This is a genomic window from Alsobacter sp. (genome assembly GCF_059501845.1).
Map to the genome: position 1 here is coordinate 45,836 of NZ_JCACDK010000011.1, position 25,632 is coordinate 71,467.

General features: G+C 69.5%; 25 protein-coding genes. 8 read left to right on the forward strand and 17 right to left on the reverse strand.

What is annotated here, in order from left to right; all coding sequences use genetic code 11:
- On the forward strand, positions 1-1,074 hold the full coding sequence (locus tag AC5JCN_RS07645) for a glycosyltransferase family 4 protein (protein WP_495754441.1): 1,074 nt from the start codon (positions 1-3) through the stop codon (positions 1,072-1,074).
- Positions 1,071-1,910, forward strand: a complete 840-nt coding sequence (locus AC5JCN_RS07650) for an SAM-dependent methyltransferase (protein WP_495754442.1) — start codon at positions 1,071-1,073, stop codon at positions 1,908-1,910. Before AC5JCN_RS07645 ends, AC5JCN_RS07650 begins: the two co-directional genes overlap by 4 nt.
- On the opposite strand, the gene AC5JCN_RS07655 is transcribed toward AC5JCN_RS07650, so the two are convergent.
- Together AC5JCN_RS07655 and AC5JCN_RS07660 are read right to left on the reverse strand one after the other, a co-directional pair.
- Positions 1,907-2,488 (reverse strand): cytochrome b, encoded by a 582-nt coding sequence (locus AC5JCN_RS07655; protein WP_495754443.1) that lies wholly within the window; start codon positions 2,486-2,488, stop codon positions 1,907-1,909. The two genes, AC5JCN_RS07650 and AC5JCN_RS07655, sit on opposite strands and share 4 nt — an antisense overlap.
- Positions 2,489-2,530: 42 nt before the next feature.
- The gene (locus AC5JCN_RS07660) at positions 2,531-3,238 is read right to left on the reverse strand and encodes a RibD family protein (protein ID WP_495754444.1); all 708 of its coding nucleotides are present in this window, start codon (positions 3,236-3,238) and stop codon (positions 2,531-2,533) included.
- 182 nt (positions 3,239-3,420) lie between these two features.
- Between AC5JCN_RS07660 and ribA the strand changes: the two genes are divergently transcribed.
- Together ribA and AC5JCN_RS07670 are read left to right on the forward strand one after the other, a co-directional pair.
- The gene (gene ribA / locus AC5JCN_RS07665) at positions 3,421-4,539 is read left to right on the forward strand and encodes a GTP cyclohydrolase II RibA (RefSeq protein ID WP_495754445.1); all 1,119 of its coding nucleotides are present in this window, start codon (positions 3,421-3,423) and stop codon (positions 4,537-4,539) included.
- 30 nt (positions 4,540-4,569) lie between these two features.
- The gene (locus tag AC5JCN_RS07670; RefSeq protein ID WP_495754446.1) at positions 4,570-6,930 is read left to right on the forward strand and encodes a glycosyltransferase family 39 protein; all 2,361 of its coding nucleotides are present in this window, start codon (positions 4,570-4,572) and stop codon (positions 6,928-6,930) included.
- 12 nt (positions 6,931-6,942) lie between these two features.
- Here AC5JCN_RS07670 and smpB read toward each other — a convergent pair whose 3' ends face one another.
- Entirely contained in the window at positions 6,943-7,419 is a 477-nt protein-coding gene (gene smpB, locus AC5JCN_RS07675) for an SsrA-binding protein SmpB (RefSeq protein WP_495754447.1), read from the reverse strand.
- A 24-nt stretch (positions 7,420-7,443) separates the two neighbouring features.
- Positions 7,444-8,334: a 4-hydroxy-tetrahydrodipicolinate synthase gene (gene dapA, locus AC5JCN_RS07680; protein ID WP_495754448.1), complete on the reverse strand. Its 891-nt coding sequence runs from the start codon at positions 8,332-8,334 to the stop codon at positions 7,444-7,446.
- A gap of 292 nt (positions 8,335-8,626) precedes the next feature.
- On the opposite strand from dapA, the gene AC5JCN_RS07685 reads away from it, so the two are divergent.
- Entirely contained in the window at positions 8,627-10,861 is a 2,235-nt protein-coding gene (locus AC5JCN_RS07685; protein WP_495754449.1) for a lytic transglycosylase domain-containing protein, read from the forward strand.
- Positions 10,862-10,920: 59 nt separating this feature from the next.
- Entirely contained in the window at positions 10,921-11,838 is a 918-nt protein-coding gene (locus tag AC5JCN_RS07690) for an alpha/beta fold hydrolase (protein ID WP_495754450.1), read from the forward strand.
- A 7-nt stretch (positions 11,839-11,845) separates the two neighbouring features.
- On the opposite strand, the gene AC5JCN_RS07695 is transcribed toward AC5JCN_RS07690, so the two are convergent.
- On the reverse strand, positions 11,846-12,586 hold the full coding sequence (locus tag AC5JCN_RS07695) for an SDR family NAD(P)-dependent oxidoreductase (RefSeq protein WP_495754451.1): 741 nt from the start codon (positions 12,584-12,586) through the stop codon (positions 11,846-11,848).
- A gap of 115 nt (positions 12,587-12,701) precedes the next feature.
- On the opposite strand from AC5JCN_RS07695, the gene AC5JCN_RS07700 reads away from it, so the two are divergent.
- The gene (locus AC5JCN_RS07700) at positions 12,702-12,866 is read left to right on the forward strand and encodes a DUF2256 domain-containing protein (protein ID WP_495754452.1); all 165 of its coding nucleotides are present in this window, start codon (positions 12,702-12,704) and stop codon (positions 12,864-12,866) included.
- Between the two features lie 17 nt (positions 12,867-12,883).
- On the opposite strand, the gene AC5JCN_RS07705 is transcribed toward AC5JCN_RS07700, so the two are convergent.
- The 12 genes from AC5JCN_RS07705 to AC5JCN_RS07760 form a co-directional block, all read right to left on the reverse strand.
- The gene (locus tag AC5JCN_RS07705; protein WP_495754453.1) at positions 12,884-13,489 is read right to left on the reverse strand and encodes a nucleotidyltransferase family protein; all 606 of its coding nucleotides are present in this window, start codon (positions 13,487-13,489) and stop codon (positions 12,884-12,886) included.
- Positions 13,490-14,524 (reverse strand): molybdopterin-binding protein, encoded by a 1,035-nt coding sequence (locus tag AC5JCN_RS07710; RefSeq protein ID WP_495754454.1) that lies wholly within the window; start codon positions 14,522-14,524, stop codon positions 13,490-13,492.
- Positions 14,525-14,534: 10 nt separating this feature from the next.
- Positions 14,535-15,257 carry an XdhC family protein gene (locus AC5JCN_RS07715; RefSeq protein WP_495754455.1) on the reverse strand — a complete coding sequence of 241 codons (723 nt, stop codon included), beginning with the start codon at positions 15,255-15,257 and terminating at the stop codon, positions 14,535-14,537.
- Positions 15,258-15,275: 18 nt separating this feature from the next.
- A complete protein-coding gene (locus AC5JCN_RS07720) occupies positions 15,276-15,905 on the reverse strand; it encodes a LysE family translocator (protein ID WP_495754456.1) in 630 nt (209 codons plus the stop codon).
- The gene (locus AC5JCN_RS07725) at positions 15,905-16,228 is read right to left on the reverse strand and encodes an XdhC family protein (protein WP_495754457.1); all 324 of its coding nucleotides are present in this window, start codon (positions 16,226-16,228) and stop codon (positions 15,905-15,907) included. Before AC5JCN_RS07725 ends, AC5JCN_RS07720 begins: the two co-directional genes overlap by 1 nt.
- 121 nt (positions 16,229-16,349) lie before the next feature.
- Positions 16,350-17,591: a vWA domain-containing protein gene (locus AC5JCN_RS07730; protein WP_495754458.1), complete on the reverse strand. Its 1,242-nt coding sequence runs from the start codon at positions 17,589-17,591 to the stop codon at positions 16,350-16,352.
- A 136-nt stretch (positions 17,592-17,727) separates the two neighbouring features.
- Positions 17,728-18,699, reverse strand: coding sequence for an AAA family ATPase (locus tag AC5JCN_RS07735; protein WP_495754459.1), 972 nt, complete (start codon positions 18,697-18,699; stop codon positions 17,728-17,730).
- Positions 18,700-18,954: 255 nt separating this feature from the next.
- Positions 18,955-19,758, reverse strand: a complete 804-nt coding sequence (locus tag AC5JCN_RS07740; protein WP_495754460.1) for an FAD binding domain-containing protein — start codon at positions 19,756-19,758, stop codon at positions 18,955-18,957.
- A gap of 140 nt (positions 19,759-19,898) precedes the next feature.
- Positions 19,899-22,265 carry a xanthine dehydrogenase family protein molybdopterin-binding subunit gene (locus AC5JCN_RS07745; RefSeq protein WP_495754461.1) on the reverse strand — a complete coding sequence of 789 codons (2,367 nt, stop codon included), beginning with the start codon at positions 22,263-22,265 and terminating at the stop codon, positions 19,899-19,901.
- A gap of 175 nt (positions 22,266-22,440) precedes the next feature.
- Entirely contained in the window at positions 22,441-22,935 is a 495-nt protein-coding gene (locus AC5JCN_RS07750; protein ID WP_495754462.1) for a (2Fe-2S)-binding protein, read from the reverse strand.
- Positions 22,936-23,212: 277 nt separating this feature from the next.
- The gene (locus AC5JCN_RS07755) at positions 23,213-23,755 is read right to left on the reverse strand and encodes a flavin reductase family protein (RefSeq protein WP_495754463.1); all 543 of its coding nucleotides are present in this window, start codon (positions 23,753-23,755) and stop codon (positions 23,213-23,215) included.
- A gap of 70 nt (positions 23,756-23,825) precedes the next feature.
- Positions 23,826-24,596 (reverse strand): GntR family transcriptional regulator, encoded by a 771-nt coding sequence (locus tag AC5JCN_RS07760; protein ID WP_495754464.1) that lies wholly within the window; start codon positions 24,594-24,596, stop codon positions 23,826-23,828.
- Between the two features lie 121 nt (positions 24,597-24,717).
- Here AC5JCN_RS07760 and AC5JCN_RS07765 point away from each other — a divergent pair, with 121 nt between their 5' ends.
- On the forward strand, positions 24,718-25,629 hold the full coding sequence (locus tag AC5JCN_RS07765; protein WP_495754465.1) for a dihydrodipicolinate synthase family protein: 912 nt from the start codon (positions 24,718-24,720) through the stop codon (positions 25,627-25,629).
- Positions 25,630-25,632: the final 3 nt, after the last annotated feature.

The following is a 25,632-nucleotide window of genomic DNA, read 5'->3' on the forward strand; positions in this document are numbered from 1 at the left end:
GTGACCCCGTTCGTCTTTGCCATCCCGGGCGACCTCGACGCGCCGACCGGCGGCTACGCCTATGACCGCCGGGTGCTGGCGGAACTGGAGGAACTGGGACTTCCCGTCCACTACCTGAAGCTGCCGGGGTCGTTTCCGCTCGCCACGGTCCCCGACCTCGGCGAGGCGGGATACCTGCTCAAGACCACGCCGGACGACGCCGTGATCATGGTCGACGGGCTCGCTTTCGGCGCGCTCACCGATCTCGTCCTGAAGGACATCGAGCGGACTTTCGTGGCGCTGGTCCACCACCCCCTGGCGGCGGAGACCGGGCTGCCCGAACGGCGGCGCCGGGCCTTCCACGCGAGCGAGGCGTCGGCGCTGGCGCGGGCCGCGCATGTCATCGTCACCAGCCCCTCGACCGCCATAATGCTCGTCGCCGACTATGGCGTACCCCGCGAGAAGATCACCATCGCCGAGCCAGGCACCGACCCGTCGGAGCGCGCCACAGGCTCGGGAAGCGCCGGCGACACCGTCCAGCTGCTGTGCGTCGGCTCGGTGCTGCCGAGGAAGGGATACCGGGTTCTCGTCGAGGCGCTGGCGGGCCTTCCCGGGCCATGGTCCTGCACCATCGTCGGCGCGACGGACCGCGACGGGGAGGAGGCCGATGCAGTGCGCGCGGCCATTGCAGATGCAGGTCTGGCAGACCGCGTCCATCTCGCCGGGGCGACAAGCGAGGACGAGCTGGCCGGCTACTATCACGCGGCGGACGTCTTCGTGATGCCCTCGCTCTTCGAGGGCTACGGCATGGCACTCGCCGAGGCCATGGCGCGCGGACTTCCCGTCGTGTGCACGACCGGCGGTGCCATGGCCGACACGGCCCCGGACGCGGCGGCCATCAAGGTCCCGCCGGGCGATGTCGCGTCGCTGCGGGCCGCTCTCGCCCGCATGATCTCGGACCCGGAGCTGCGCGGCCGGCTGTCGGACGCATCCTGGGCCGCAGGCACTGCCTTGCCGCGCTGGACCGACACCGCCGAATTGATCGCTGGCGCCTTGAGGGAGGTGGCGCTGCGGCGGGAGCCATCGCCGGCATGAGCGGCTTCAGCCCGGACTGGCTCGCCCTGCGTGAACCCGCCGACCGCCGCGCCCGCGACGCCGGACTGGCCGTCGAAGCCGCGCGGCTGGCATCGTCGAGCGGCACGGCCCGTCTCGTCGATCTCGGATGCGGGACGGGCTCGAACCTGCGCGCGCTCGCGCCCCTGCTGCCGGACCGGCAATCCTGGCGGCTCGTCGACCATGACCCCGCCCTCCTGGAAGCCGCAGCCGACGCGCTGCGCGGCTGGTCTGACCGGTCCGAGCGTGTGGCAGGTGGTCTGGTGCTCCATTCCGGCGGTCGCGAGATCCGCGTGACCTTCACCGAGGCGGACCTGTCGGGCGATCCCGGCACGATCTTCGCCGAGCTGCCCACGCTGGTCACGGCCGCCGCTCTTTTCGATCTGGTTTCAGCGGCCTGGATCGAACACTTCGCGCAAACCCTCGCGGCCGCGCGCCTGCCGCTCTACACCGTTCTCACCTATGACGGGAAGGACGAGTTCGCGCCCGCGCACCCGTTGGACGGCACCGTTCTCGATGCCTTCCACCGGCACCAGGCCATAGACAAGGGGTTCGGACCGGCCGCGGGGCGCAACGCGCCGGCCGCCCTGGACGCCAGTTTCGCCGCGTGCGGCTACACCGTCCGGACGGCGCCGAGCCCGTGGCTTCTCGATGCGCCGCGCGACACGGCGCTCATCACTGAGCTGACGTCCGGCATCGCCTCTGCCGCGGCCGAGGCGGGCGTGCCGGAGCAGGACGCGAGGCGCTGGGCCGGGGAGCGCCGTGACGCGACCTCGGCCCGCATCGGCCATGTCGACCTGCTGGCCATGCCGACCTAGCGCTGCGGCAGCATGCGCCTGAGCACGCCGTCCTTCAGCGCGAAGTGGTGGTAAAGAGCAGCCGAGATGTGGATGGCGACGAGCGCGACGAGCAGCCAGCCGAGATAGTAGTGCGCGGCGAAGATGGTCTTCACCGTCGCCTCGCTGCCCTCCAGATTGATCGGCACCGGCCACACCCAGAACAGGTTCACCGGCTTGCAGCACATGTTGGTGGCGGAGTAGCCGAGCACCGGCATCGCGAGCAGCAGCGCATAGATGAGCCCGTGCACGGTCGCCGAGGCGGTACGCTGGAACGGCGCCAGCGACGGATCGGGCGGCGGGGCACCCCCCGCCAGCCGCACGACGATGCGCAGCACGACCAGGACGAAGGCGATGATGCCGACGGACTTGTGCACCTCGTAGAGCGCGTTCTTGAAGGCGCTGTCCGGGAGGTTGCTCATCGCCACGGCGACCGGGACGAGGATGAACACGGCGAGCGCCGTGAGCCAGTGGATGATTCTCAACGCCGCCGAGTACTCGGTCCGCGCGGCAGGGCCGCCGGACGGATTGCGATAGGCCTGCGAAACGCCCTCGACCATGGTGGCCTCCCTCCTCGAAACCGAACTCCTCCCGGACCGGGCCTAGTGCCCCTGCCGCATGTCGCAATCGAACAGCACGTCGCTGCCGCCCAGCACGTGGATCCGCGTGGCTGGCCGCCTGGCCATGCCCAGCGCCTCCACGGGACGCATGTCCAGCCCCGGCTTTCCCGACCCGAGGATAAGCGGAGCCACGAGCACGTGGAGCCTGTCGACGCAGCCTGCGTCCATAAAGCGCGATATGGTGGCGGCGCCGCCTTCCACCAGGATGCGCCGCATCCCGCGCTCGAACAGGGCCGCGACGACAGCGGCGGGCGCAAGCGACCCGTCCTGTTGGGAAACGATGACCTCCTCCACGCCAACGATCGCATCCGAAGGCTCGCCGCGTATGACGAAGCGGCGCACTCCATCATCGCGCAGGCACCTGCACCCCGCCGGCATCCGATTGCGGGGATCGATAATCACCCTGGCGGGACTGCGCCCTTCAGTCCGCCTCACGTCCAGGCGCGGGTCGTCGGCGAGAACCGTGCCGACACCCACGACGACGGCGTCCACGGCCGCACGCAGGGCATGCAGGTGATCGAGCGCCCCGGCGCCGTTGATCCAGCGCGATTCGCCGCTGACGGTGGCGATGCGTCCGTCAAGCGACTGGCCGAGCTGCGCGACGACGAACGGCCGCGAAGGATCGGCTTCGCGCACCGGCGTCACTGGGTCGCACTCCGGCCCGCCGTGCACGAGGTGGTGAACGGGCACGGGTGCAAATGCCTCCTGGCGTGGCAAGCTCTTGCCTTTTTCGCCTGCAAGGTGTGAATCGGCTGAGGCTGGAGCGGTGTTCGCGCCTTGGGTCCGCCGGCTGTCATGCTCATCCGGTGCCTTGAAGCTCATCGGGTCAACCCTACTTCGTGCCCAGCGTGGGCGCTGCTTTCGAGGCGTGAATGTCTGACTCCTCCCTTCTACGGTCGGTTGCGGCAGCGGACCATATCACCGTCGAGCGCGCGCTTTCGGAAGCCCGCTCCGGCCGCCCCGTCGCCATCCGTGACGGGGGCGAGGCCGTGCTGGTGATCGGCGTGGAGGCGCTCGACCCCGACATCGCCAAAGGCCTGGATTCACTCGCCACGGGATCGGCCCGGCTGGTGCTGCCCGCGGCACGGCTGCGCCGGCTGGGGCTGGAGCGGATGCAGCCCGGCTTCATCGCCCTCCCCCGCATCGACGTCGAGCGCATCGAGGCGCTCGCGCTTCGGATCGCGCCGAAACTCGACGCACCCGTGCACGCGGCGGGCACCCTCGACCTCGCCGCCCTCGAGCTGGCGCGCCTCGCGCTCGTTCTCCCGGCCGTCGTCGTGGTCCCCGTCGACCCCGCCAGTCTTCCCGTCGCGCTGCTGAGCGTCGAGGCCGACGCCATCGGGCGGCAGCGGCAGGCCGAGGCACGGGCCCTGCGCATCGTCGGCCGGGCTCCCGTTCCGCTGGACGGCGCCAGGGACACCGAGTTCGTGGTCTTCCGCGGCGGCGAGGGCCTTCGCGACCAGGTCGCCGTCATTGTCGGCAAGCCCGACCTCGGCGGGGTCGTACCCGTCCGCCTGCATTCCGCCTGCCTGACCGGGGACCTCTTCGGCAGCCTCAAATGCGACTGCGGAGACCAGCTGCGCGGCACGGTGAAGTCGATGGCCGAAGGTGGCGGCGGGATCGTCCTTTACCTGGACCAGGAAGGCCGCGGCAACGGCATTGCCAACAAGATGCGCGCCTACCGCCTGCAGGCCGACGGCTACGACACCTACGATGCCGACGAGATCCTCGGCTTCGACCTCGACCAGCGCCGGTTCGGCTTCGCTGCGGAGATGCTGAAGAAGCTCGGCGTGCAGAAGGTTGCCCTGCTGACCAACAACCCGGTCAAGATCGCGGCGCTCGAAGATGCCGGACTGGACGTCGTCGAGCATCGCCGCGTCGTTGGACGCACCACGACCGAGAACGTCCACTACCTGTCCTCCAAGCGGGACCGCGCGGGTCACTTCATCGACCTCGACGAGGGTCTCGCACGGCTTCCCGCACAGGACTGACATACCACCCCGGTCGGGACCCGTTTCGCCATGCAGGGCAGAGCCACGGCCGCGGAGGGCATCACCCCGCAGGCCGCCAATGGGGCGTACCGGGTCGCCGTTCTCCTGTTTGCGCTGGCGTGGCTCGTCCTGTGCTGGCCGTGGCTTTCGGGCCGGCTCACCGTTCCCTGGGATGCCAAGGCGCATTTCCAGGCGCAGCTGCAGTTCCTCGCCGGATCGATCCATCGCGGCGAATGGCCGTTCTGGAACCCCTTTGTCTTCGCCGGCTCACCGCAGGTCGCCGACCCCCAGTCGCTGATCTTCTCCCTTCCACACCTGCTCGTCGCACTCGTCGACCCCGCGCCATCCTTCGTGGTGTCGGACGGCATCGCTTTCGCGATGCTGGGCTTCGGCGGCGTGGCGCTCATGGCGTTCTTCCGCGACCGGGGGTGGCGGCCGGAGGGAGCGCTCATCGCGGCCTTCGTCTTCGCCTTCGGAGCCTCCGCCGCCTGGCGCATCCAGCACACCGGGCAGGTGCTGAGCCTGTCCTGGTGGGCGATCACGCTCTGGCTCCTCGCACGTGCGCTGGAGCGGCGCTCGATCGGCTGGGGCATTGCGGCAGGCGTGGCCGGTGGATGCATGGTGATCGGCCGTGACCAGGTCGCGCTGCTCGGGATCTTCTTGCTCGTCTTCCAGACGCTCTGGTTCGTTCTGCAGGGTCCGCGCCGCATCGAGACCCTGCGCGGGGTGATCCTGCCGCTGGTGGCGGGCGCTCTTGCAGCGATTTTGGTCGCCGGCCTGCCCATCGCCATGACGATCATGCTGGCGGGAGACTCCAACCGCCCAGCCATCGACTTCATCGGCGCGGGCCGCGGCTCCCTCCACCCGGCCGGACTGCTGACCGCCTTCGCCGCAAACCTCTACGGCACGGACGGACCGCTTTCGGAGTTCTGGGGGCAGCCGAGCTTCACCTGGGGCCCGACCGACCTCTTCCTCGCCCGCAACATGAGCGACGTCTATATCGGCGCCCTGCCGATGATCGCAGGTCTCGGCCTCGGCATCGCCGGAGGTGCGTTCCGGGCCCGCGAAATCCGCTGGGTCGTCGCGGCGGCGACCCTCGTTCTCCTTTATGCCCTGGGGTGGTACACGCCGGTCTTCACCCTTTACTGGCACGTCCTACCCGGCATCGACCTGTTCCGCCGGCCGGCCGATGCGACGTTCCTGCTCGGTGGGCTGGCAGCGATCCTGGCGGGCTACGCAGTGCATCGCCTCTGCGCCGGCACGCTGGACATGACACGCGCCAGGCTTGCTCTGGCCGCTGCCCTGATTGTGGCCAGTTTCGCGGCCTGCGTGGGTGTGGCCGCCTGGAAAGGCCAGCTCGGGCACGCCACGCCGGCCATCGCCACGGCGCTCGCCTTTGCAGCCGTCTCCGCCGTCGTGCTCGCCTGGATGGGATCACGACGCCCGGCGGCGTGGCTGGCGTCGCTGGTGCTGGCACTGCTGCTGACGGCCGATCTGCGCTGGAACAACGGTCCGAACGAGTCGACCGCCCTCCCCTCAGAGCTCTTCGACGTCCTGCGCCCGGACAGCACCGACCCGATCGTGGCGGAGCTGAAGCGCCGGCTCGCGGCGGAAGCCGCGCCCGACCGCCGGGACCGCGTCGAGCTCGCCGGTGTCGACTTCCACTGGCCGAATGCCAGCATGGTCCACGGGCTCGACAACACGCTCGGCTACAACCCGATCCGCCTGCGCATCTACACCAGGGCGACGGGAGCCCAGGATACGGTGGCGCTGCCGGAACAGCGTACCTTCTCGCCGCTGATGCCCGGCTGGAGCTCGCTTCTCGCCGACATGCTGGGCCTTCGCTACGTCGTCACCCGAGGGCCGGCCGAGGACGTCGACAAGGCGCTGCACGAGGGCGACCTCATTGAACTCGCGCGGGCCCCGCACGCGCGCCTGTTCGAGAACCCCCGCGCCTTGCCGCGCGTGATCCTCGCGGGGGACGCCAGGCCGGCGAACTTCGACACTCTTCTGGACGACGGCAAATGGCCCGAGGGCTTCGACCCCCGCCGGACGGTGCTGCTCGACCCCGCCGACGGCTTTCCCGCCGCCGAGAACGGACCACGGCCGGCCGGATCGGCAAGGCTGCTGCGCTACGCCAACACCGAGGTCGTCGCCGCCGTCGACTCGGCGCAGGGTGGCTGGCTGGTCCTGAACGATTCCTGGCACCCGTGGTGGTATGCGACCGTGGACGGCCAGGCCGAGCCCGTGCGGCGGGCCAACGGCATCATGCGGGCGGTTCAGGTGCCGGCCGGCCGGCACGAGGTCCGCTTCGTGTTCCGCCCGCTGGAAGGGCTCGCCGACGAGATCGTGGAGCGCTGGCGCGGCGCAGGTCCGAAGCCCGCTCCGTGAACCCGGGCAGGTTCAGCCCTTGTCGCGGAGCAGGCGGCCCTTCTCGCGATCCCAGTCGCGGGCCTTCTCGGTCTCGCGCTTGTCGTGGAGTTTCTTGCCCTTGGCGAGCGCCAGCTCCACCTTCGCGCGGCCCTTCTCGTTGAAGTAGATCTTCAACGGCACCAGCGTCATCCCTTCGCGCTGGATGGCGGCGAGGAGCCGGTCGATCTGCCGCCTGTGCAGCAGGAGCTTACGCGGGCGCTTCGTCTCGTGGTTGAACTGGTTGGCCTGCAGGTACTCGGGGATATAAGCGTTGACCAGGAAGATCTCGCCGTTCTTCTCGCCCGCGTAGCTCTCGGCAATCGTCGCCTTGCCACCCCGCAGGGACTTCACCTCGGTGCCGCTGAGCGCGATTCCCGCCTCGAAGGTCTCGCCGATGGCGTAGTTGTAGCGCGCCTTCCGGTTCTCCGCGGCGATCTTGTAGCGCGCCGCGTCCCTATCCTGGGCCATTGATCTGTGTCCGTATCCTCTGGCTCAGGCGTTGAGCACGCCGGCATGTACCATGGCGGCGCGGATCGCCTTCTGTACCGGCTCGCTCGCCGGAGCCAGCGGCAGGCGAACGGACGCGCTCATCTTGCCCAACGCGGAAAGGGCCCACTTGGGTCCGGCCGGGTTGGTCTCCAGGAACAACGAGGTATGGAGCGGCATCAGCCGGTCCTGCCAGACCAGCGCGCCGGAGTAGTCGCCCGCGAGGCTGGCCTTCTGGAACTCCGCGCACTGGCGCGGCGCGACATTGGACGACACCGAGATGCAGCCCACCCCGCCATGGGCGTTGAAGCCGAGCGCGCTCGCATCCTCGCCGGAGAGCTGGATGAAGTCGGCGCCCATGGCCTGCCGCTGCTGGCTGACGCGCACGACGTTTCCGGTCGCGTCCTTCACGCCGACGATATTCTTCAGCTCGTAGAGGCGCTTCATCGTGTCGACCGACATGTCGATCACGGAGCGGCCGGGGATGTTGTAGATGAAGATCGGAATGCCGATGGCGTCGTTGATCGCCTTGTAGTGCAGGTAGAGACCTTCCTGCGTCGGCTTGTTGTAGTAGGGCGTCACCACGAGCACGGCATCCGCACCGGCCTTCTCGGCGAAGCGGGCGAGATCGATGGCCTCGGCGGTGTTGTTGGACCCCGCTCCGGCGATCACCGGGACACGGCCGCGCGCCTCGGCCACGCACCATTCCACCACGGAGCGATGCTCCTCATGCGACAAAGTCGGGCTCTCGCCCGTCGTGCCCACGGGAACGAGGCCGTTGGTGCCGCTCTCGATCTGCCAGTTCACGAGCGCGCGGAAGGCGTCCTCGTCCAGCGCATGGTCCTTGAAGGGCGTCACGAGCGCCGTGATCGATCCCGTAAAGCGGCTCTTGCCCATGCCAGTCCCCTGCGTGCCGTCCCCTTGCCGCCATGCGCGCGGTATCCGCGTCGTGCGGAGGCACACACATAGACCCTCCCGGATCGCGCGAAAAGGGGCCGGGATGCGCGGACCTTGGCAACCCTGCCGCGTTGCTGCCACGGAATACAGCTAGCAGCGATGGTTACGGGTTGTGATCGGCAGAAAAGAAGCGAAAGCTCGGGAGCGAGCGGCGAGGTTAACAGATCGCTAACGCTCCAGGCGGACGATGCCATCTATCGAACGCCATGTATCGCAAGGGGCAGATGAACGGATGAAGCTTCGTGCAGCATTGGCTGCGGCCACCGGCCTGGCGCTGGTGGCGATTTTCGTGCCGTCCGGCGCGATGCGCGAGCTTGCCTCCTCGCTGCCGGACCCGGCACAGGACGCGTTGCGGCAGGCGACCGACTATGTCCGTGACGTTGCCCACGATGTCGGGCATGAAATCGCCGGGGATCTCGTTCCCGACATCACCGGCCGGATCGAGCCACAGGCCCGCGTCGAGGCGCAGCAGGCGCCGGCCGAGCCCCAGCTGAAGCTGCCCGACGCCGTCACGGACCTGCCGGGATTCCCGCTGCCACCCTCCATCGCCGAGGATCCCCGCGCCTTCGAGCTCAGCGTCGTGCGCGCCGCGGTGGCCGAGTACGCCCTCGGCGACCTGTCCGGCGGCGACATCGAGACGGGCCGCGCCCGTGAGGAGACGACGCGCCAGCTGCTGGGCTGGGTGGCGATCCGCATGGCGCCTCGGCAGGTCGGCTTCTCCCGCATCGACGCCTTCATGCGCGGTGCCCCGGACTGGCCGCAGCAGGGCTGGCTCCGCCGCCGGGCCGAGGAGGCGATGGTCGCCGAGAAGGCAGGTCCGGAGAAGGTGCGCGCCTTCTTCGCCACGCAGCCGCCGCTGACGCCCGGCGGCACGCTGATGCTGGCGAAGCTTCGCTCCGACGAGGGCAAGCCGCAGGAGGCCGTCGCGCTGCTGGCGGAGCGCTGGCGCAGCGACACGTTCGGCTCCGACATGGAGCAGCGGATCCTCGACGCATTCCCCGCTGCGATCGGGGTGAGCGACCATCGGCGGCGCACCGTCCTGTTTTTGCTGGAGGAAGACTGGGCCGGGGCCATGCGCAATGCGCCGAGGGCCGGCGCCGACATGCTCCCGCTCGTCAAGGCCTACGTCGCGGCCGCGCGCGGTGCGCCGAACGCGAAGAAGCTCATCGATGCGCTGCCGCTGACGGCCCGCAAGGAACCCGTGCTGGCGCTGGCCATCGCGGAGGGCCTGCGCAAGCAGAAGAAGGGCGTGGACGCGGCGAAGACTTTGGCCGGGCTGCCGCGCGATCTCGGCGCGATGGTCAATCCCGAGCCATGGTGGAACGAGCGCAGGGCCCTCGTCCGCAACCTGCTGGACGCGAACGAGCCGAAGCTCGCCTATGAGGTGGCGCGCGACTATCCGCTGGGTTCCAGCTCCGTCTCCGTCGACGCCGAGTTCCACGCCGGCTGGATCGCGCTTCGGTGGATGAAAGACGCCAAGACCGCCTCGGGTCACTTCGCCCGCGCCGCCGAGGCGGCGACGACGCCGATTTCCGTTGCCCGTTCGACGTACTGGCAAGGGCGTGCGGCCGAGGAGAGCGGCCAGCCGGCGACGGCCTTCTTCGAAAAGGCCGCGACCTACCCGACCACCTATTACGGCCAGCTCGCCAAGACGAGGATCGACGCGCGCAGCTACACGGTTCGCCGGGTGCTCAGGTCACCCGAGGCTCCCTCCTCGCCACCGCCTGCCGTGACCGCGGTCGGCATGTTGTACGAGGCCGGCCTGCCCGAGCTCGCCCAGGTGCTCGCAGCCGATCTCGCCCAGAGAATCGACGATGCCGGCGCGCTCGACCAGCTCGCCGAGGTCGCGGCCAGCCGCGGTGACGCGCGAGCGCTGCTCACCATCGGCAAGACCGCCCTGCAGCGCGGCTTCGCTCTGGACAACCATGCCTTCCCGCTGCTCGGCGTTCCCGAGGTGACCGCGCCGGGCGGAGCCGAGCGCCCCCTCGTTCTCGCCATCGCCCGCCAGGAGAGCGCCTTCGATCCCCGCGTCGTCTCCTCCGCCGGCGCGCGCGGCCTGATGCAGCTGATGCCCGCGACGGCCAAGGCGACGGCCGACCGCGCCGGCCTCGCCTACGATCTCGACCGGCTGACAGGTGACGCGGCCTACAACGCCATCCTCGGCTCCGCCCATCTCGGCGATCTGGTCGACGCCTGGAAGGGCTCCTACGTGCTGACGATCGCCTCCTACAATGCCGGTCCCGGCAATGTGAAGAAGTGGATCACGGCCTATGGCGACCCGCGCCGTCCCGAGGTCGATGCCATCGACTGGGTCGAGCGGATCCCGTTCAACGAGACACGCAACTACGTGCAGCGTGTTCTGGAGAACCTGCAGGTCTATCGCAGCCGTCTCGGGCTGCAGGACATCGTCTCGATCGACCGCGACCTGAAGCGCGGTGCGGCACGCGACGCCACCGTCAGCCGCTGAGGCATTGCCGGCTCGCCGCCGAGACCGCATTCTCCGGGCGCGACCGCCGGAGCCCGCCCATGCCAGAACCCTTCCGCAGCGTCTTCGTATCGGCCCAGGACGGGCTGACACTGCACGCGCGCGACTATGGCGACCGGGCGTGGGGTGCCCTGCCCGTCGTCTGCCTCGCCGGCCTGACCCGCAACTCGGTCGACTTCGATGCGCTCGCGAAGGCGCTCGCGACCGATCCTGACCGGCCCCGCCGCGTGCTGTCGCTCGACTATCGCGGGCGCGGCCTCTCCGGCCGGGACGCCGACTGGAAGCGCTACGACGTCCGGATCGAGGCGGAAGACACGCTCACGGTCCTCACCGCGCTCGGCGTCGGCGAGGCCGTCTTCGTCGGCACGTCGCGCGGCGGCCTCGTGTCCATGGCCGTGGGTGCGATGCGCCCGGGCGTGTTGAAGGGCGTGGTGCTCAACGACATCGGCCCGGTCATCGAGGGCCGCGGGCTGATCCGGATCCGGTCCTACGTCGGCAAGCTGCCTCCGCCGCGAACGATGGAGGAGGCCGCCAGGCTCCTGCGAAAGATCTCCGACGCGCAGTTCTCCTCGCTCTCCGACGCGGACTGGAAGGCGCTGGCGTCAGGCTCTTGGGAAGAGAAGAACGGCAAGCTCCAGTCGAGCTACGATCCCGCGCTCATGAAGGGGCTCGCGGCCCTCGACCTCGAGGCTCCGCTGCCGCAGCTCTGGGGGCTCTTCGAGGGGCTGAAGGACCTGCCGGTTCTCGCCATTCGCGGAGAGAACTCGGACCTCCTCGCCCCCGAGACCTTCGCCGAAATGGCGAAGCGACACGGCAACTTGGCCCGCTGGACGGTGCCCGGCCAGGGCCACGCCCCCCTGCTGCGCGACCGCCCCACGCTGGAGCGCATCGCCCGCTTCGTCGAGGAGGTCGAACAAGGCCGCACGCAGGCGGAGATCGGCGTCGCCGACGCCGCCTGAGCCGCACTCAACCCTTGGTGCGCAGCGTCGAACGGCCGCCGTCGACGCCGATCACCTGGCCCGTGATCCAGGACGACTCGTCCGACAGGAGGAGTGCGGCGAGCGGGGCGATGTCGTCGGGTTCTCCGAGCCTCGGGAGGGCGTGCAGCTGCGCGATGGCGGAGGCCATCTGCTCGTTGCCGGTGAGCGGCGCGGCAAGCGGCGTCCTGGTAAGGGACGGGGCGATGGCGTTCACGCGCACCTTCGGCGCGAGCTCGGCCGCCAGTGCCAGCACGAGCCCCTCCACCGCGCCCTTGGCCATGGCAATCGACGCATGCGCCGTGAAGCCCTGCGCGACGGCTACCGTCGAAAACAGCAGCACCGATGCCGGGGTCTCCGACTTGCGCATCGCCGGCAGGGCCGCCTGCACGGCCAGCGCGGGGGCCGCGGCGTTGACGCGGAAATCGTGCAGGAAGTCCTCTTCCGTCAACCGGCCGAGCGGCTTCAGGTTGATCGTGCCGACGGCGTAGCACAGGCCCTTCAGGACCCCGCCCGCCGCTGAGGCGGCCTCCTCGACGGCCCGGCGCAGGGCCCCGCTGTCGGCCACGTCGGCGACGCTGAAGCGTGACTTCGTCTCCCCCGCGAGCACCGCGAGGCGCGCCTCGTCCCGGGCCACGAGATGCAAGGCGTGTCCTTTCGCGGCGAGTGCACGGGTGACGGCGGCACCCATTCCGCCCGTTGCCCCGAAGACGATGATTGCGCCGGCCATGTTGCCTGTCCCCTGCCCGCTCCATACCGGAACGACGCGGAACTAAGGCGCGGCAGCGATGCGGCAAGGTGTCAGCCTGACGCATCCGCCAGGCCCGGTGAGGCGTAAGGCTGGCATGGCGAAGATGCGCAAGAAGTCGGACCTGCCCCAGAAGACGTGCGAGTCCTGCGGGCGTCCTTTTGCCTGGCGCAAGAAGTGGGAACGGGTCTGGGACGAGGTGAAGTACTGCTCCGACCGGTGCAGGGCATCAGGCAGGCCTGGGAGTGCAAGGCGGGTCTGAAGACCCGCGCTCCAGCCCTACTCCCGGTCCCGCAGCCTCGCCAGCGCCTCCGGCGTGTCGACGTCGACTTCCACGGCCTCCTCGCTGACTGCGACCTCGATGACCTCGTCCTTCATGCCCTCCAGGAGCTTGCGCGCCCCGGCATCCCCGGTGAGCGCCTCGATGCGCGGAAAAAGCGCGCGGGCGACGATCACGGGGTTGCCCCACCGTCCCTCGTGCACCGGCACGGCAGCAAGGCCGGCGGGCTCGGCGAGGAACGCGGCTGCGAGGCGACGCAGCAGGCCGGACTCGACCAGCGGCATGTCGGCCAGCATCACCAACGCGGCGTCAACCGTCTCCGGAAGGGCGGCAATGCCGGCGCGCAGCGACGTGGAGAGGCCGTCGGCAAAGGAAGGGTTGGAGACGAACGTGACATCGAGGCCGCCGAGCACGGCCCTGACGGCGTCCTCCTCGTGCCCGGTGACGACGACCACCGGCTCGAGCCCCGAGGCGACCGCCGACTGCACGGCATGCCGCACGAGGGGAAAGCCGTCGAGGTCCTGCAGCAGCTTGTTGGCACCCATCCGGGTCGAGCGCCCGGCGGCCAGGACAACGATGCCGATTCCCGAGAGGTCCGTCGCCATCTACTCCCCTTCCTCCGCCTCGGGGCCTCCGCCCTCCTCGCCGGATCGCAACTGGCCGCGCAGCACGATTTCCATCAGCAGGCCGCCCACACCCATGCGCATGATGTCCTCGCGCAGCACGGGAATGCCGGCGAGCAGGCGCTGGAGGATCCAGTCGAAGCCGTTTTCGCGCGGGCTCCTGGCGCAGCCGGGCGCGCCGAGCACGGTCTTGCCCGCGACCTCGCCGACCAGCATCAGGTTGCCGGGATCAACCGGCATGCCGAAATGCTCGATGCGGCCGCCCGCCCTCTCGATGGCGGCGGGGATGACGTCGCGCCTGTCGGTGATGGCGGACGCGCCGAAAACGACGACGAGGTCGGCATCGCCCCGCACCATCGTGGCGACGGCGTCGGCGAGCGGAACCTCGTCATGTGCCGTCTCCCGGTCCGCGACGATCGTGGCCCCGGCCGGAGCGAGGCGCGCGGCAAGGGCCTTGACGGTCTTGCGCACGACGGACGGTTTCAGCCCCGGCAGCAGCGTCGAGACGACGCCGACCTTGAGAGGCCGGAACGGCGCGACGCGGATGGCGGGGGCTGCCAGCGCGGACAGGCTGCGCTCCAAAAGGTCTCCCGGGACGGCGAAGGGAATGATCTTGACGGTGCCGATCATCTCGCCGGGTTGCACGGCCTTCCAGGCCGGCAGCGTGGCGACGGTGATCGCCTCGTCGATCGTGTTGACCGCGTCGACGGCGCGCGCGTCCACGACGAGGACACCGGCCGCCTCGGAATAGAGATTGGAGCGCCCGGTGAAGGGCCTCTCCACCCGGACCGCCGCTCCGGCGACCGCGGCAGCCAGTCGTCCCGCCGCCTCGTCCTCGCCGACATCGCCGGGATCGAGACGGGCCACGACGACACGCTCTACCGCTCCGGCGCGCAGCAGGGCGATCTCGTGCGGACCGAGGCGCGTGCCCTTCTTGACGGCACCGTCCAGCAGCCTCACGGAGTGCACGAGGACGGAGCCCTCGGCCTTGTCGAGCGGAACGGAGCCAAACTGCATGCCGGGCGCCTCAGGCCGCGTCGCGCGCGGGCCGGTGGCCGCCGCCGGACGCCGCGGGGTCGAGCCGCAGCGTCGCGGTGATTTCGCCGAGCACCGACAGCGCGATCTCCGCCGGGCTGATCGCCCCGATGGGAAGACCGATGGGGGCCCGGATTCGTGCCACGGTGGCCTCGTCGAACCCCCGCTCCTTCAGCCGCTCCACCCGCTTGGCGTGCGTCTTCCGCGAGCCGAGGGCACCGATGTAGAAGCAGCCCGACCTGAGGGCGATATCCAGCGCGGGGTCGTCGATCTTGGGATCGTGCGTCAGCGCGACGAAGGCCGTGTAGCGGTCGACGCCGAGCTCGGGGAGGATGTCGTCCGGCCACTTGGCGTGCAGCTCGACGTCCGGAAAGCGCTCCGGCGTGGCAAAGGCCGTCCGAGGGTCGACAATGATGACGTCGTGGCCCAGCACCTGCGCCATCGGCACCAGCGCCTGGCTGATGTGCACCGCGCCCGTGACCAGGATGCGGATCGGCGGCACCTGGACCGTCAGGAACACCTCTCCGTCCGGCGTCTCGGCGATGCCGCTCTTGCCCGTGCGAAGCCGCTCGGCCAGCAGCGGGGCGAGCGGATCGGCCGCGATGTCCGCCTCCCGCACGAGGCGCTGCGCGCCGGTGGCGGTGATCGTGACGAGGATGGCCGCCCGGCGTTCCGCCCGCTCGGCGTTCATCGCGGTGAGGAGGGCAAGATCCATGGCTGCGTCTCCGTCAGGTCAGGAGGAACGGTCGAGGGCGAGGCGTGCACCGAGGCCGACGAGCAGCGAGCCGCCCACCCATTTTGCGATGCGCTGGGCTGCCTCGGTCCGCTTCAGGCGCGTGCTGAGAGCGGAAGCGAGGAACACGGTGATCACGTCGGCCGAGGAGAAGGCAATGTTGACGATCACGCCCAGGATCAGGAACTGCGCCCAGACGGGCAGTGCCGCGGCGGGATCGACGAACTGGGGGAGGAAGGCGATGAAGAAGATCGCCACCTTCGGGTTCAGGAGCTCGACGACGATGCTCTCGACGAAGGCCCGCTTTGCGGTCTTGTCGGCAACATGGGGCATCTCGCCCAGCCCGCGCGAACGGACCATCTGGATCCCGAGCCAGACCAAGTAGAGCGCACCGGCGATCTTCACGGCCAGGAACAGTTCCGGCACGTGCCGGAAGATGGCGGACAGGCCGAGCGTGGCCGCGGCGACATGGGCGTAGCCGCCGACGTGAATGCCGAGCGCCGCCATGAAGCCGCCCCGCCGTCCCCGCGCCAGCGTCTGGGCCGCCGTGTAGAGGAGCGCCGGCCCGGGAAAATAGGCGAAGATCGCGGTCGCCAGCGCGAAGGCGAGGAGGACGTCGGCGTGCGCCATCAACCCACCTTTTCGACGTAGACCCGAATGCGGCCCCCGCAGGAGAGGCCGACCTTCCAGGCGGTCTCGTCGGCGACGCCGAACTCCAGCACGCGCGGCTTGCCGCTGTCGATCACGTCGATGGCCTCGGTGACGACGGCGCCCTCGACGCAGCCGCCCGAGACGGAGCCGAGGAAATTGCCGTCATCGTCGATGACGAGGTGACTGCCCACCGGGCGCGGGGCCGAGCCCCACGTCTCGATGACCGTGGCGATGGCCACGCCCTTGCCCTCGCGGCGCCAGGACTCGGCGCTGGCCAGAATGTCGTCGTCGGTCGAAAGCATGGACGTGCTCTCCTTCGCGCTCATAGTCGTGCCTTTCCCGTCATGATAGTCCCGATCGGGACGCAGGACCCCTGCGGCGCCGTCCGGTCTGGCATCCGCCTGCCGCGCGGGCGCGGGCCGCTCAGGCCACCCGGCGAAGCCAGCGGCGCGGATCGGCCTCGGTCGCGCTGTCCTTGCCCAGAGCCTGCACCAGCGTCTCCATGGACTGGAGATTGTGGATCGGCCGGAATTCGTCGACATGCGGCAGCATGGCGCGGATCCCGGTCGCCCGCGCCTCGAAGCCGTCGAAGCGCAGCAGCGGATTGAGCCACACAAGCCGCCGGCAGGAGCGATGCAGGCGATCCATCTCCTGCGGCAGCTCGCCGCTGCCGTCACGCTCCAGCCCGTCGGTGAAGAGCAGGACCACGGCGCCTTGCCCCAGCACGCGGCGGGACCACAGCCGGTTGAACTCGTGGATGCATGTGGCGATGCGCGTGCCGCCAGACCAGTCCTGCACCTGATGGGAGCAGCGCGCCAGCGCCTCGTCGGGGTCGCGGCTCTTCAGCGAGCGGGTCACGTTGGTGAGCCGCGTGCCGAACAGGAAGGTGTGCACCTTGCGCCGCTTGTCGGTCAGGGCGTGCAGGAAGTGCAGGAAGAGCCGGGTGTACTCCGCCATCGAGCCCGAGATGTCGCACAGCGCCACGACGGGAGGGTGCCGGACGCCCGGCTCCCTGCGCGCCAGCTCGATCACCGCTCCCCCGGCCTTCAGGCTGTTGCGGAAGGAGCGGCGCGGGTCGATCCGCGGTGCGCGCGCGGCCGCCACCATGCGGCGGGTCAGCACCTCGTCGTCGGGCAGGCGCAGCCGGTCGATGGCGCGCGCGGCGCGGGCGATCTCCTCGGCCGACATCTGCGCGAAATCCTTGGTCTGCAGGATTTCGCGCTCGGACACGGTGAGGCGGGCAGACAGCTCGGTCTGCTCCTCCTCGAGTTCCTCTTCCTTGCGGCTGTCCTTCAGCAAGGCCTGGGCAGCGCGCAGCGAACCGGCCTCAGGCTTCCTGGGCTCGTCCTTCGCCTTGGGCGAGGTCGGCGACATCGTCGCCATGATCTTCTCGATCAACCCCTTGCGGCGCCAGAACAGCCGGAAGGCCTGGGTGAAGACGTCGGAATGCTCGTGCTTCTTCACGAACACGGCGTGCAGCGTCCAGTAGAAGTCGGCTCTTGTGCCGACCCTGGCGGTCTCGACCGCCGCGACGGCGTCCAGCACCGATCCCGGGCCGACCGGCAGCCCCGCCTCGCGCAGCGCGCGGGCAAAATAGGCGATGTTCTCGGCGAGCTTGCCGGGCTCGCCTTCCTGGCCGAGGAGAGTGGATACGGAACCGGACATCAGGCGCTCACCGCAGTCATCCGCGGCGCGGCAAAGCCGCGGGACGGCGATCCAGCATTGGTCCAGAGCCTTTTGGCCTGTGGGTTCCCCTCCCCTGCGCGCCTTCGGCGCTCCGGCCGGGAAAGACAGAGAGGCATCAGATCGCCTTGGCCTTCGTGTTCGTCGTTTCGGCCTTCAGCTCGTCGAGGAGCTTTTTCACGCGCGAGCCCTGCATCTTCTGGATGTCGTCCTGGTACTTCAGGAGCACGCCCAGCGTGTCGGCCACCACGGACGGGTCCAGCGCCACTGCATCGAGCTCGACCAGCGCGGTGGCCCAGTCCAGCGTCTCGGCCACGCCCGGCGCCTTGAACAGCTCCTCGGCGCGAATGGCCTGGACGAAGCCGACGATCTCCTTCGACAGGCGGGCGGGAGCGCCCGGCGCCTTCGACTTCAGGATCTGAAGCTCGCGGTCGGCGGAGGGGAAGTCGACCCAGTGGTAGAGGCAGCGGCGCTTCAGGGCGTCGTGGATCTCGCGCGTGCGGTTGGAGGTAACGATGACGATCGGCGCGTAGTCGGCCTTCATGGTCCCGAGTTCGGGGATCGTCACCTGGAAGTCGCTCAGCACCTCGAGCAGGAAGGCCTCGAAGGCCTCGTCGGTGCGGTCGAGCTCGTCGATCAGCAGCACGGGCGCGCCGGACGGGTCGGGCGCGAGCGCCTGCAGCAGCGGACGCTTGACGAGATAGCGCTCGGAGAAGATGTCGTGTTCCAGCCGGTCACGGTCGACGGCACCCTCGGCCTCGGCGAGGCGGATGGCCATCATCTGGCCGGCATAGTTCCACTCGTAGACGGCCGAGGCGACGTCCAGCCCCTCGTAGCACTGCAGCCGGATCAGCCGGCGGCCGAGCGTCTGGGCCAGCACCTTGGCAATCTCGGTCTTGCCGACGCCGGCCTCGCCCTCCAGCAGGATGGGCCGCCCCATGCGCAGCGCAAGGAACACGACGGTCGCCAGCGCCCGATCGGCGACGTAGTTGCCGGAGGACAGCAGCTTCAGGGTCTCGTCGATGCTGCCGGGAAGGGATGCGGCCATGAAGAAGGTGCTCTCGCGCCAGAAGGGATCGATGCCGGCCATGCCTGAGCCGGCCCGGGGGTCTGCCGCTCACACATAAAGAACCAAGCGCCCGGGGCAAGCCCGGCCGGAGGCTCCTGTCATGCGGGGGGAGGTAAAGCGGCGCTTTGAAAGCGTCATCCCCGCCGCGGTGAGGCCGCGGTAAGAGGATCGAGGGGCTACACGCGGGTCAGCCTGGCTTTCCTTCCCGGCGCTCCGCGCCGCCGGGAACGACAAAAAGAACGGGGGCGCGACCTCGCGGGCCGCGCCCCCGCCCGATCACTTGCCGATGGCGGCGGCAACCGCGCGCTTCGCCATCACGACGACGAGGTGGGCGCGGTAGTCGGACGAGGCATGGATGTCGCTGTTCAGGTTGGCGGCGGAGACCGTCGCACCCTCCAGCGACTTCGGCGAGAAGCGCTTCTTCAGCGCCTCCTCCAGTTCCGTGGCGCGGAAGACACCGCCCGAGCCGGCGCCGGTGACGGCAACGCGGACATCGGAGCCGCGCTTGGCGACGAAGACGCCGACCATGGCATAGCGCGAAGCCGGGTTCGGGAACTTGGCATAGGCCGCGCGGGACGGGATCGGGAAGGAGACCTTCACGATGATCTCGCCGGCATCGAGCGCCGTGTCGAACATGCCGGTGAAGAACTGCTCGGCCGGGATCTTGCGCTTGTTGGTGACGATCGTGGCGTTGAGCGCCAGCGCCGCCGCCGGATAATCGGCAGCCGGATCGTTGTTGGCGATCGAGCCGCCCATCGTGCCGCGGTTGCGCACGGCGGGGTCGCCGATGCCTTCGGCCAGCGCCGCCAGGCCCGGGATGGCCTGCTGCACGATGGTGGAGGCAGCCACGTCGGCATGGCAGGTACCGGCGCCGATGACCAGCGTGCGGCCCTTCAGCTCGATGCCGGACAGGCCTTCGACCTTCGTCAGGTCGACGAGGATGGAGGGCTGGGCGAGGCGCTGCTTGAGGGTCGGCAGGAGCGTCTGGCCACCGGCGAGCAGCTTGGCGTCCTCGGACTTGGCCAGCGCGGACGCCGCCTGCCGGACGGTCTTCGGGGAGACGTAGGAGAAGGAGTACATGGTCGGGTCTCCGATGGAGAATGCGATTGGGCAGTGGGCAGTTCGGCAGTCGGCGGCAGGGGGAGATCGGGTGGCAGCACGGCCCGGACATGGTCCGGAGCCGGTGTCGCCTCTGCGGTCTCCGCCCTACCGCCTCAGCCTCACTCTGCCGCCTGCTTGCGGATGGACTTCTGCGCGGCCTTCCACACCACCTGGGGCGTGGCCGGCATGGGGACGTCCTCGTGGCCGAGGGCGTCGGTGATGGCGTTGATCACGGCCGGCGGCGCGGCGATGGCGCCGGCCTCGCCGCAACCCTTGATGCCCAGCGGGTTGGAGGGGCACGGCGTCACGGTGGTGCCCACCGCGAAGGACGGCAGGTCATCGGCGCGCGGCATGGTGTAGTCCATGTAGCTCGCCGTCACCAGCTGGCCGGACGCGTCGTAGCGGGCCCCTTCCAGCAGCGCCTGGCCGACGCCCTGGGCGATGCCGCCATGGACCTGGCCCTCGACGATCATCGGATTGATGACGTGGCCGAAATCGTCCACCGCCGTCCACCGGTCGATCTTCGTGACGCCCGTCTCCGGATCCACCTCGACCTCGCAGATGTGCACGCCGGAGGGGAAGGTGAAGTTGGTCGGGTCGTAGAACGCGCCCTCCTTCAGCCCCGGCTCCAGCTCCTGGCCGGAGAACTTGTGGGCGATGTAAGCCTGCAGGGCGACCTCGCCGAAGGCCAGCGACTTGTCGGTGCCGGCGACCGAGAAGCGGCCCTCCTTGAACTCGATGTCCCCTTCCGAGGCCTCGAGCGCATAGGCGGCGACCTTCTTGGCCTTGGCGACGACCTTGTCGAGCGCCTTGACGATGGCGGACATTCCGACCGCGCCGGAGCGCGAGCCGTAGGTGCCCATGCCGAACTGCACCTTGTCGGTGTCGCCGTGCACGACGGAGACCTGCTCGATCGGAATGCCGAGGCGGTCCGACACGAGCTGGGCGAAAGTGGTCTCGTGGCCCTGGCCGTGCGAATGCGAGCCGGTGAGCACCTCGACGGTGCCGACCGGGTTGACGCGCACCTCGGCCGATTCCCACAGGCCGACGCCGGCGCCGAGGGATCCCACCGCCGCCGACGGCGCGATGCCGCAGGCCTCGATGTAGGCTGAGAAGCCGATGCCGCGCAGCTTGCCATTGCGGGCGCTCTCGCGCTTGCGCTTGCCGAGGTTCTTGTAGTCGGCGATCTCGAGCGCCTTCTCGAGCGACGCGTTGTAGTCGCCCGTGTCGTACATCATGATCACGGGCGTCTGGTGCGGGAACTTCTTGACGAAGTTGCGCTTGCGGAACGCCGCCGGATCCTGGCCGACCTGACGGGCCGCCACCTCGACGATGCGCTCGACGACGAAGGTCGCCTCTGGACGGCCGGCGCCGCGATAGGCATCGACCGGCGCCGTGTTGGTGTAGACGCCCTCGACCTCGCAGTAGATGGCGGGGATGTCGTACTGGCCCGACAGCAGCGGGGCGTAGAGGTAGGTCGGCACGCAGCTCGAGAACGTCGAGAGATAAGCGCCGAGATTGGCGCGGGTCTTCACCCGCAAGCCCAGCATGCGGCCACGCTCATCCATGGCGAGCTCGGCATGGGTGATGTGGTCGCGGCCATGTGCGTCGGACAGGAAGGCTTCCGTCCGCTCCGCGGTCCACTTGACGGGACGGCCGACCTTCTTCGCCGCCCAGACGCAGACCGTCTCCTCGGCATAGATGAAGATCTTCGAGCCGAAGCCGCCGCCCACGTCGGGAGCGATGACGCGCAGCTTGTTCTCCGGCGCGATGCCGACGAAGGCCGAAAGCACGAGGCGGGCCACGTGGGGGTTCTGGCTGGTCGTGTAGAGCGTGTAGGCGTCCTGCCCCGAATCGTACTCGCCGACCGCGGCGCGCGGCTCCATGGCGTTGGGGATCAGGCGATTGTTGACGAGGTCGAGCTTCGTCACATGGGCGGCCTTGGCGAACGCCGCCTCGGTGGCGGCCTTGTCGCCGAGGTGCCAGTCATAGACGACGTTGTCGGAGGACACGTCGTGGATCTGCGGCGCGCCCTTGTTGGTGACCGTGGCGAGATCGGCGGCGGCCTGCAGCACGTCGTAGTCGACGACGACCGCCTCGGCCGCGTCGCGGGCCTGGGCATAGCTCTCGGCGATAACGACGGCGACGTGGTCGCCGACATAGCGAACCTTGCCCTGCGCGAGCGCCGGATGCGGCCCGGCCTTCATCGGCGAGCCGTCCTTGGAGTGGATCATCCAGCCGCAGATCAGGCCGCCTATCTTGTCGGCCGCGAGGTCGTCGCCGGTCAGCACGGCGAGCACGCCCGGAGACGCCAGGGCTGCCGAAGCGTCGATCTTGCGGATGTTCGCATGAGCATGCGGCGAGCGCAGGAAATAGGCGTGGGCCTGTCCGGCGCGGTTGATGTCGTCCGTGTACTGGCCCTTGCCGGTGATGAACCGGAAGTCCTCCTTGCGGCGCACGGGCGCGCCAACACCAGTCGATGTCATGGTTCCCTCCTGGTGGCCGCGTCGAGGCGGCCGTTCGTTCTGTCTGTCGTCAGTTCTGCCGCGGCTGGCTGCGTCGCGGGGCGCTCGCTGAGATCACGGACCGATGCTGGATCGCCTGCATGCGCGGGCCGGTCCCTGCCGGCCACGCGCCTCGTTCCGCCGCCCCGCGGTCGGCTCACTCCGCGGCGAGCTTGTGTCCGGCCGAGCCCATCGCCTTCGCGCCGGCTTCGACTGCCTTGACGATGTTGTGGTACCCGGTGCAGCGGCAGATGTTGCCCTCGAGCTCCTCGCGGATGGTGTGCTCGTCGAGGCTGGAACCCTTGCGGTTCACGATGTCGATCGCCGACATGATCATGCCGGGGGTGCAGAAGCCGCACTGCAGGCCGTGATGCTCGCGGAAGGCCGCCTGCATCGGATGCAGCTCCGTACCCTGGGCGAGACCCTCGATCGTCGTGACGCTCGACCCGTCGACGGACACCGCCAGCGCGGTGCAGCTCTTGATGGCGCGGCCGTCCACGAGGACGACGCAGGCCCCGCACTGGCTCGTGTCGCAGCCGACGTGGGTGCCTGTCAGGCGCAGGTTCTCGCGCAGGAACTGCACGAGAAGCGTGCGCGGCTCCACGTTCCCAGAGACGGTCTTCCCGTTCACCGTCAGCGTCACTGTGGCCATTGTCCTGATTCCTCCACTGGGGCGCGGATGCCCGACGGGGTTCCGCTTTCTGGTCGCCGCGGGGGGCGGCTCTTGAACTGTCCCGGGAGAAGACGCGCGCTGCACTGTGCGCCGGCCGTCCCCACCGTCGAAACTGTACAGCTTTGGAGTGTGATACGCCCCGAAAGCAGGGTCAAGCGTCGATCACGCGAAAAAATCCGTACGGAATCGCGGCATTTTGCACCGATTCCAGCACTCTAATGCTGCAGCGCAGCGCGAATGGGTTCGCGGTCACCCCTCACAGAGCATGGAAGGCTCGTTCTGCGTAGACCAGCTTCGGCCCGTGCGGACCCAGCCGCACGGCCGTGACCTCGCCGAACACGACGTGGTGAGTCGCGATGTCCCTGACCTCGACCAGACGGCACTCGAACACGGCAGCCGCCCCGTCGAGGACCGGCACGCCGCCCTCCCCGGCCGTCCACATCCCGTGGCCGAACCGCTCCTCGAGGTGCAGGCCCGTCCGGCCGGCGAAGATCTCGGCGAGCTCGCGTTGCTCCGCCAGGAGAGTGTTGACGCTGAAGCCGCCATTGGCGACGAGCCGCGGAGCGGACTGCGCGATGCGCTGGAGGCAGACGAGCAGCGTCGGGGGATCATCGGACACCGACGCGACGGAGGTTGCCGTGAAGCCCGCCTTGCCTGCGGGACCGTCGGTCGCCACGATGCTGACCGCGGTGGCGAGCCTGCTCATTCCCTCGCGGAAGCTGGGCGGCGGTACCGCCCCGTGCGCGGCCTCTCCGCCGGCTGGTGCTTCGGGCGGAACGGGCCGCGTGATCCTGCTCATCGGGGAATGACGCTCCTGGGACGCCGCAGATATGGCGCTCCAGGTGCCCCATGGCAATCGGCAGCGAAGCTCAGGTGGCGAGGATCGCTTCCCGCAGGCCGTTTCGCACGTGGCTGACGAGGCCGCCGACCGCCGCGGCCGCGGCATCGGGGTCATGCCGGCCGACGGCCTCGACGACGTCGACATGACAGGCCGCGGCCTTCACCATGTCGATTTCGCGCCGGTAGGCGAACCAGGCCCTCCGCGCCATGGATTGGAGCGGATGCAGCGCCCGGGCGGCGTAGGGGTTGCCGGACATGCGGCCGAGCTGCTCGTCCAGCGCGCGGTCAAACTGCATGTAGAGGTCGTGCCGCTCCTTCTCGGCCGCATCCGCCATGCTGCGCCCGATCAGGACGAGCTCCTCCTGGTCGACGTCGCTGCGGCGTTTGGCGGCCGCGGCGGCCACCAACTGCTCGAGCGGAAGCCGGGCCTCCATCGCCAGCAACACCTGCAGCGGTTCGAGAGCCGCCACGGCCATGCCCTTGCGCGGAAACACGATCAGCAGCCCGTCCGACACAAGTCGCTGCACCGCCTCGCGGACCGGCGTGCGGCCCAGCGCCACCCGATCGACGAGTTCCTGCTCCGTGATCCTCGACCCCGGCGGCAGTGCCAGCCGGACGATGTCGTGCTCGATGAGGCGGTAGGCCCTGTCGGCAAGCGTCTCCTCGCGTTGTCTCGCCGGCTCACCTGGCCGCGACGGGACCTCGCCCGCAACCCCGCTGTGAGTCTGGCCGCCCACCGCCACGGCTCCCTCCTCCATGCTCTTGTTGAACCGGTCGCCCTGAAGGTCGACAATACCCATGCGCCGCGCGAGGTCCAGCCGTGCACAGGAACCCGGCGGAGCGCGTTGCGCGGCGAAGATGGTCTGATATATTACTGATATATGAGAGCGGCCGTCGAGGCCCTTTGGCGAGGAGAGCGCGATGAGCTGGGCAGGCATTTTTCCGGCGGTCACCACCAAGTTCACGGCCGACGACAGGCTGGACGTCGCCGAGATGGAGCGCTCCTTCGCTCTGCAGGTCGACGCCGGTGTTCACGGGCTGATCGTCTGCGGCTCGCTCGGCGAAGCCTCCACGCTCGATCCCGACGAGAAGATCGAGATCCTGAAGACGGCGATCCGCGTGGCCGCAGGAAAGATACCGGTGCTGCTGACCGTCGTCGACGGCTCCACGCGCCGCGCCCAGGCGCTGGCTGAGGCCGGCGCCAAGGCCGGCGCCGCGGGCTTCATGGTGCTGCCCGGCGTGCCCTACAAGTCGGAGCCGCACGAGACCGTGGCCCACTACAAGGCCGTCGCGAAGTCCGGCGGGCTGCCGGTGATGATCTACAACAACCCGGTCAGCTACGGCGTAGACATCACACCCGAATTGCTCGGCGAGTTCGCCTCCGACCCGCTCTTCGTGGCGGTCAAGGAATCCTCCGACGACGTCCGCCGCGTGACGCGGATCGCCAACGCCCAGGGTGACCGGTTCGCGGTGTTCACCGGCGTCGACAACCTGGCGCTGGAAAGCCTCGCTGCGGGCGCGGTGGGCTGGGTCGCCGGCCTCGTCTGCGCCTTCCCGCGCGAGACGGTGGCGATCTACGACCTCGTCCGCCAGGGCCGGATGGCCGAGGCTATCGTGCTCTACCGCTGGTTCCAGCCGCTTCTCGACCTCGATGTCTCCGCCCGGCTCGTCCAGAACATCAAGCTCGTGGAAGCCGTCGTGACGGGGTGCAGCGATCGCTGCCGGGCGCCCCGCCAGGCGCTTGCAGGCGCCGAGCGCACCCGCATCGAGGCGATCGTCCGTCGGGCGCTGGAGACGCGCCCTGCCCTCACCCCGCGCCTCGCGGCCGAGTAGGAC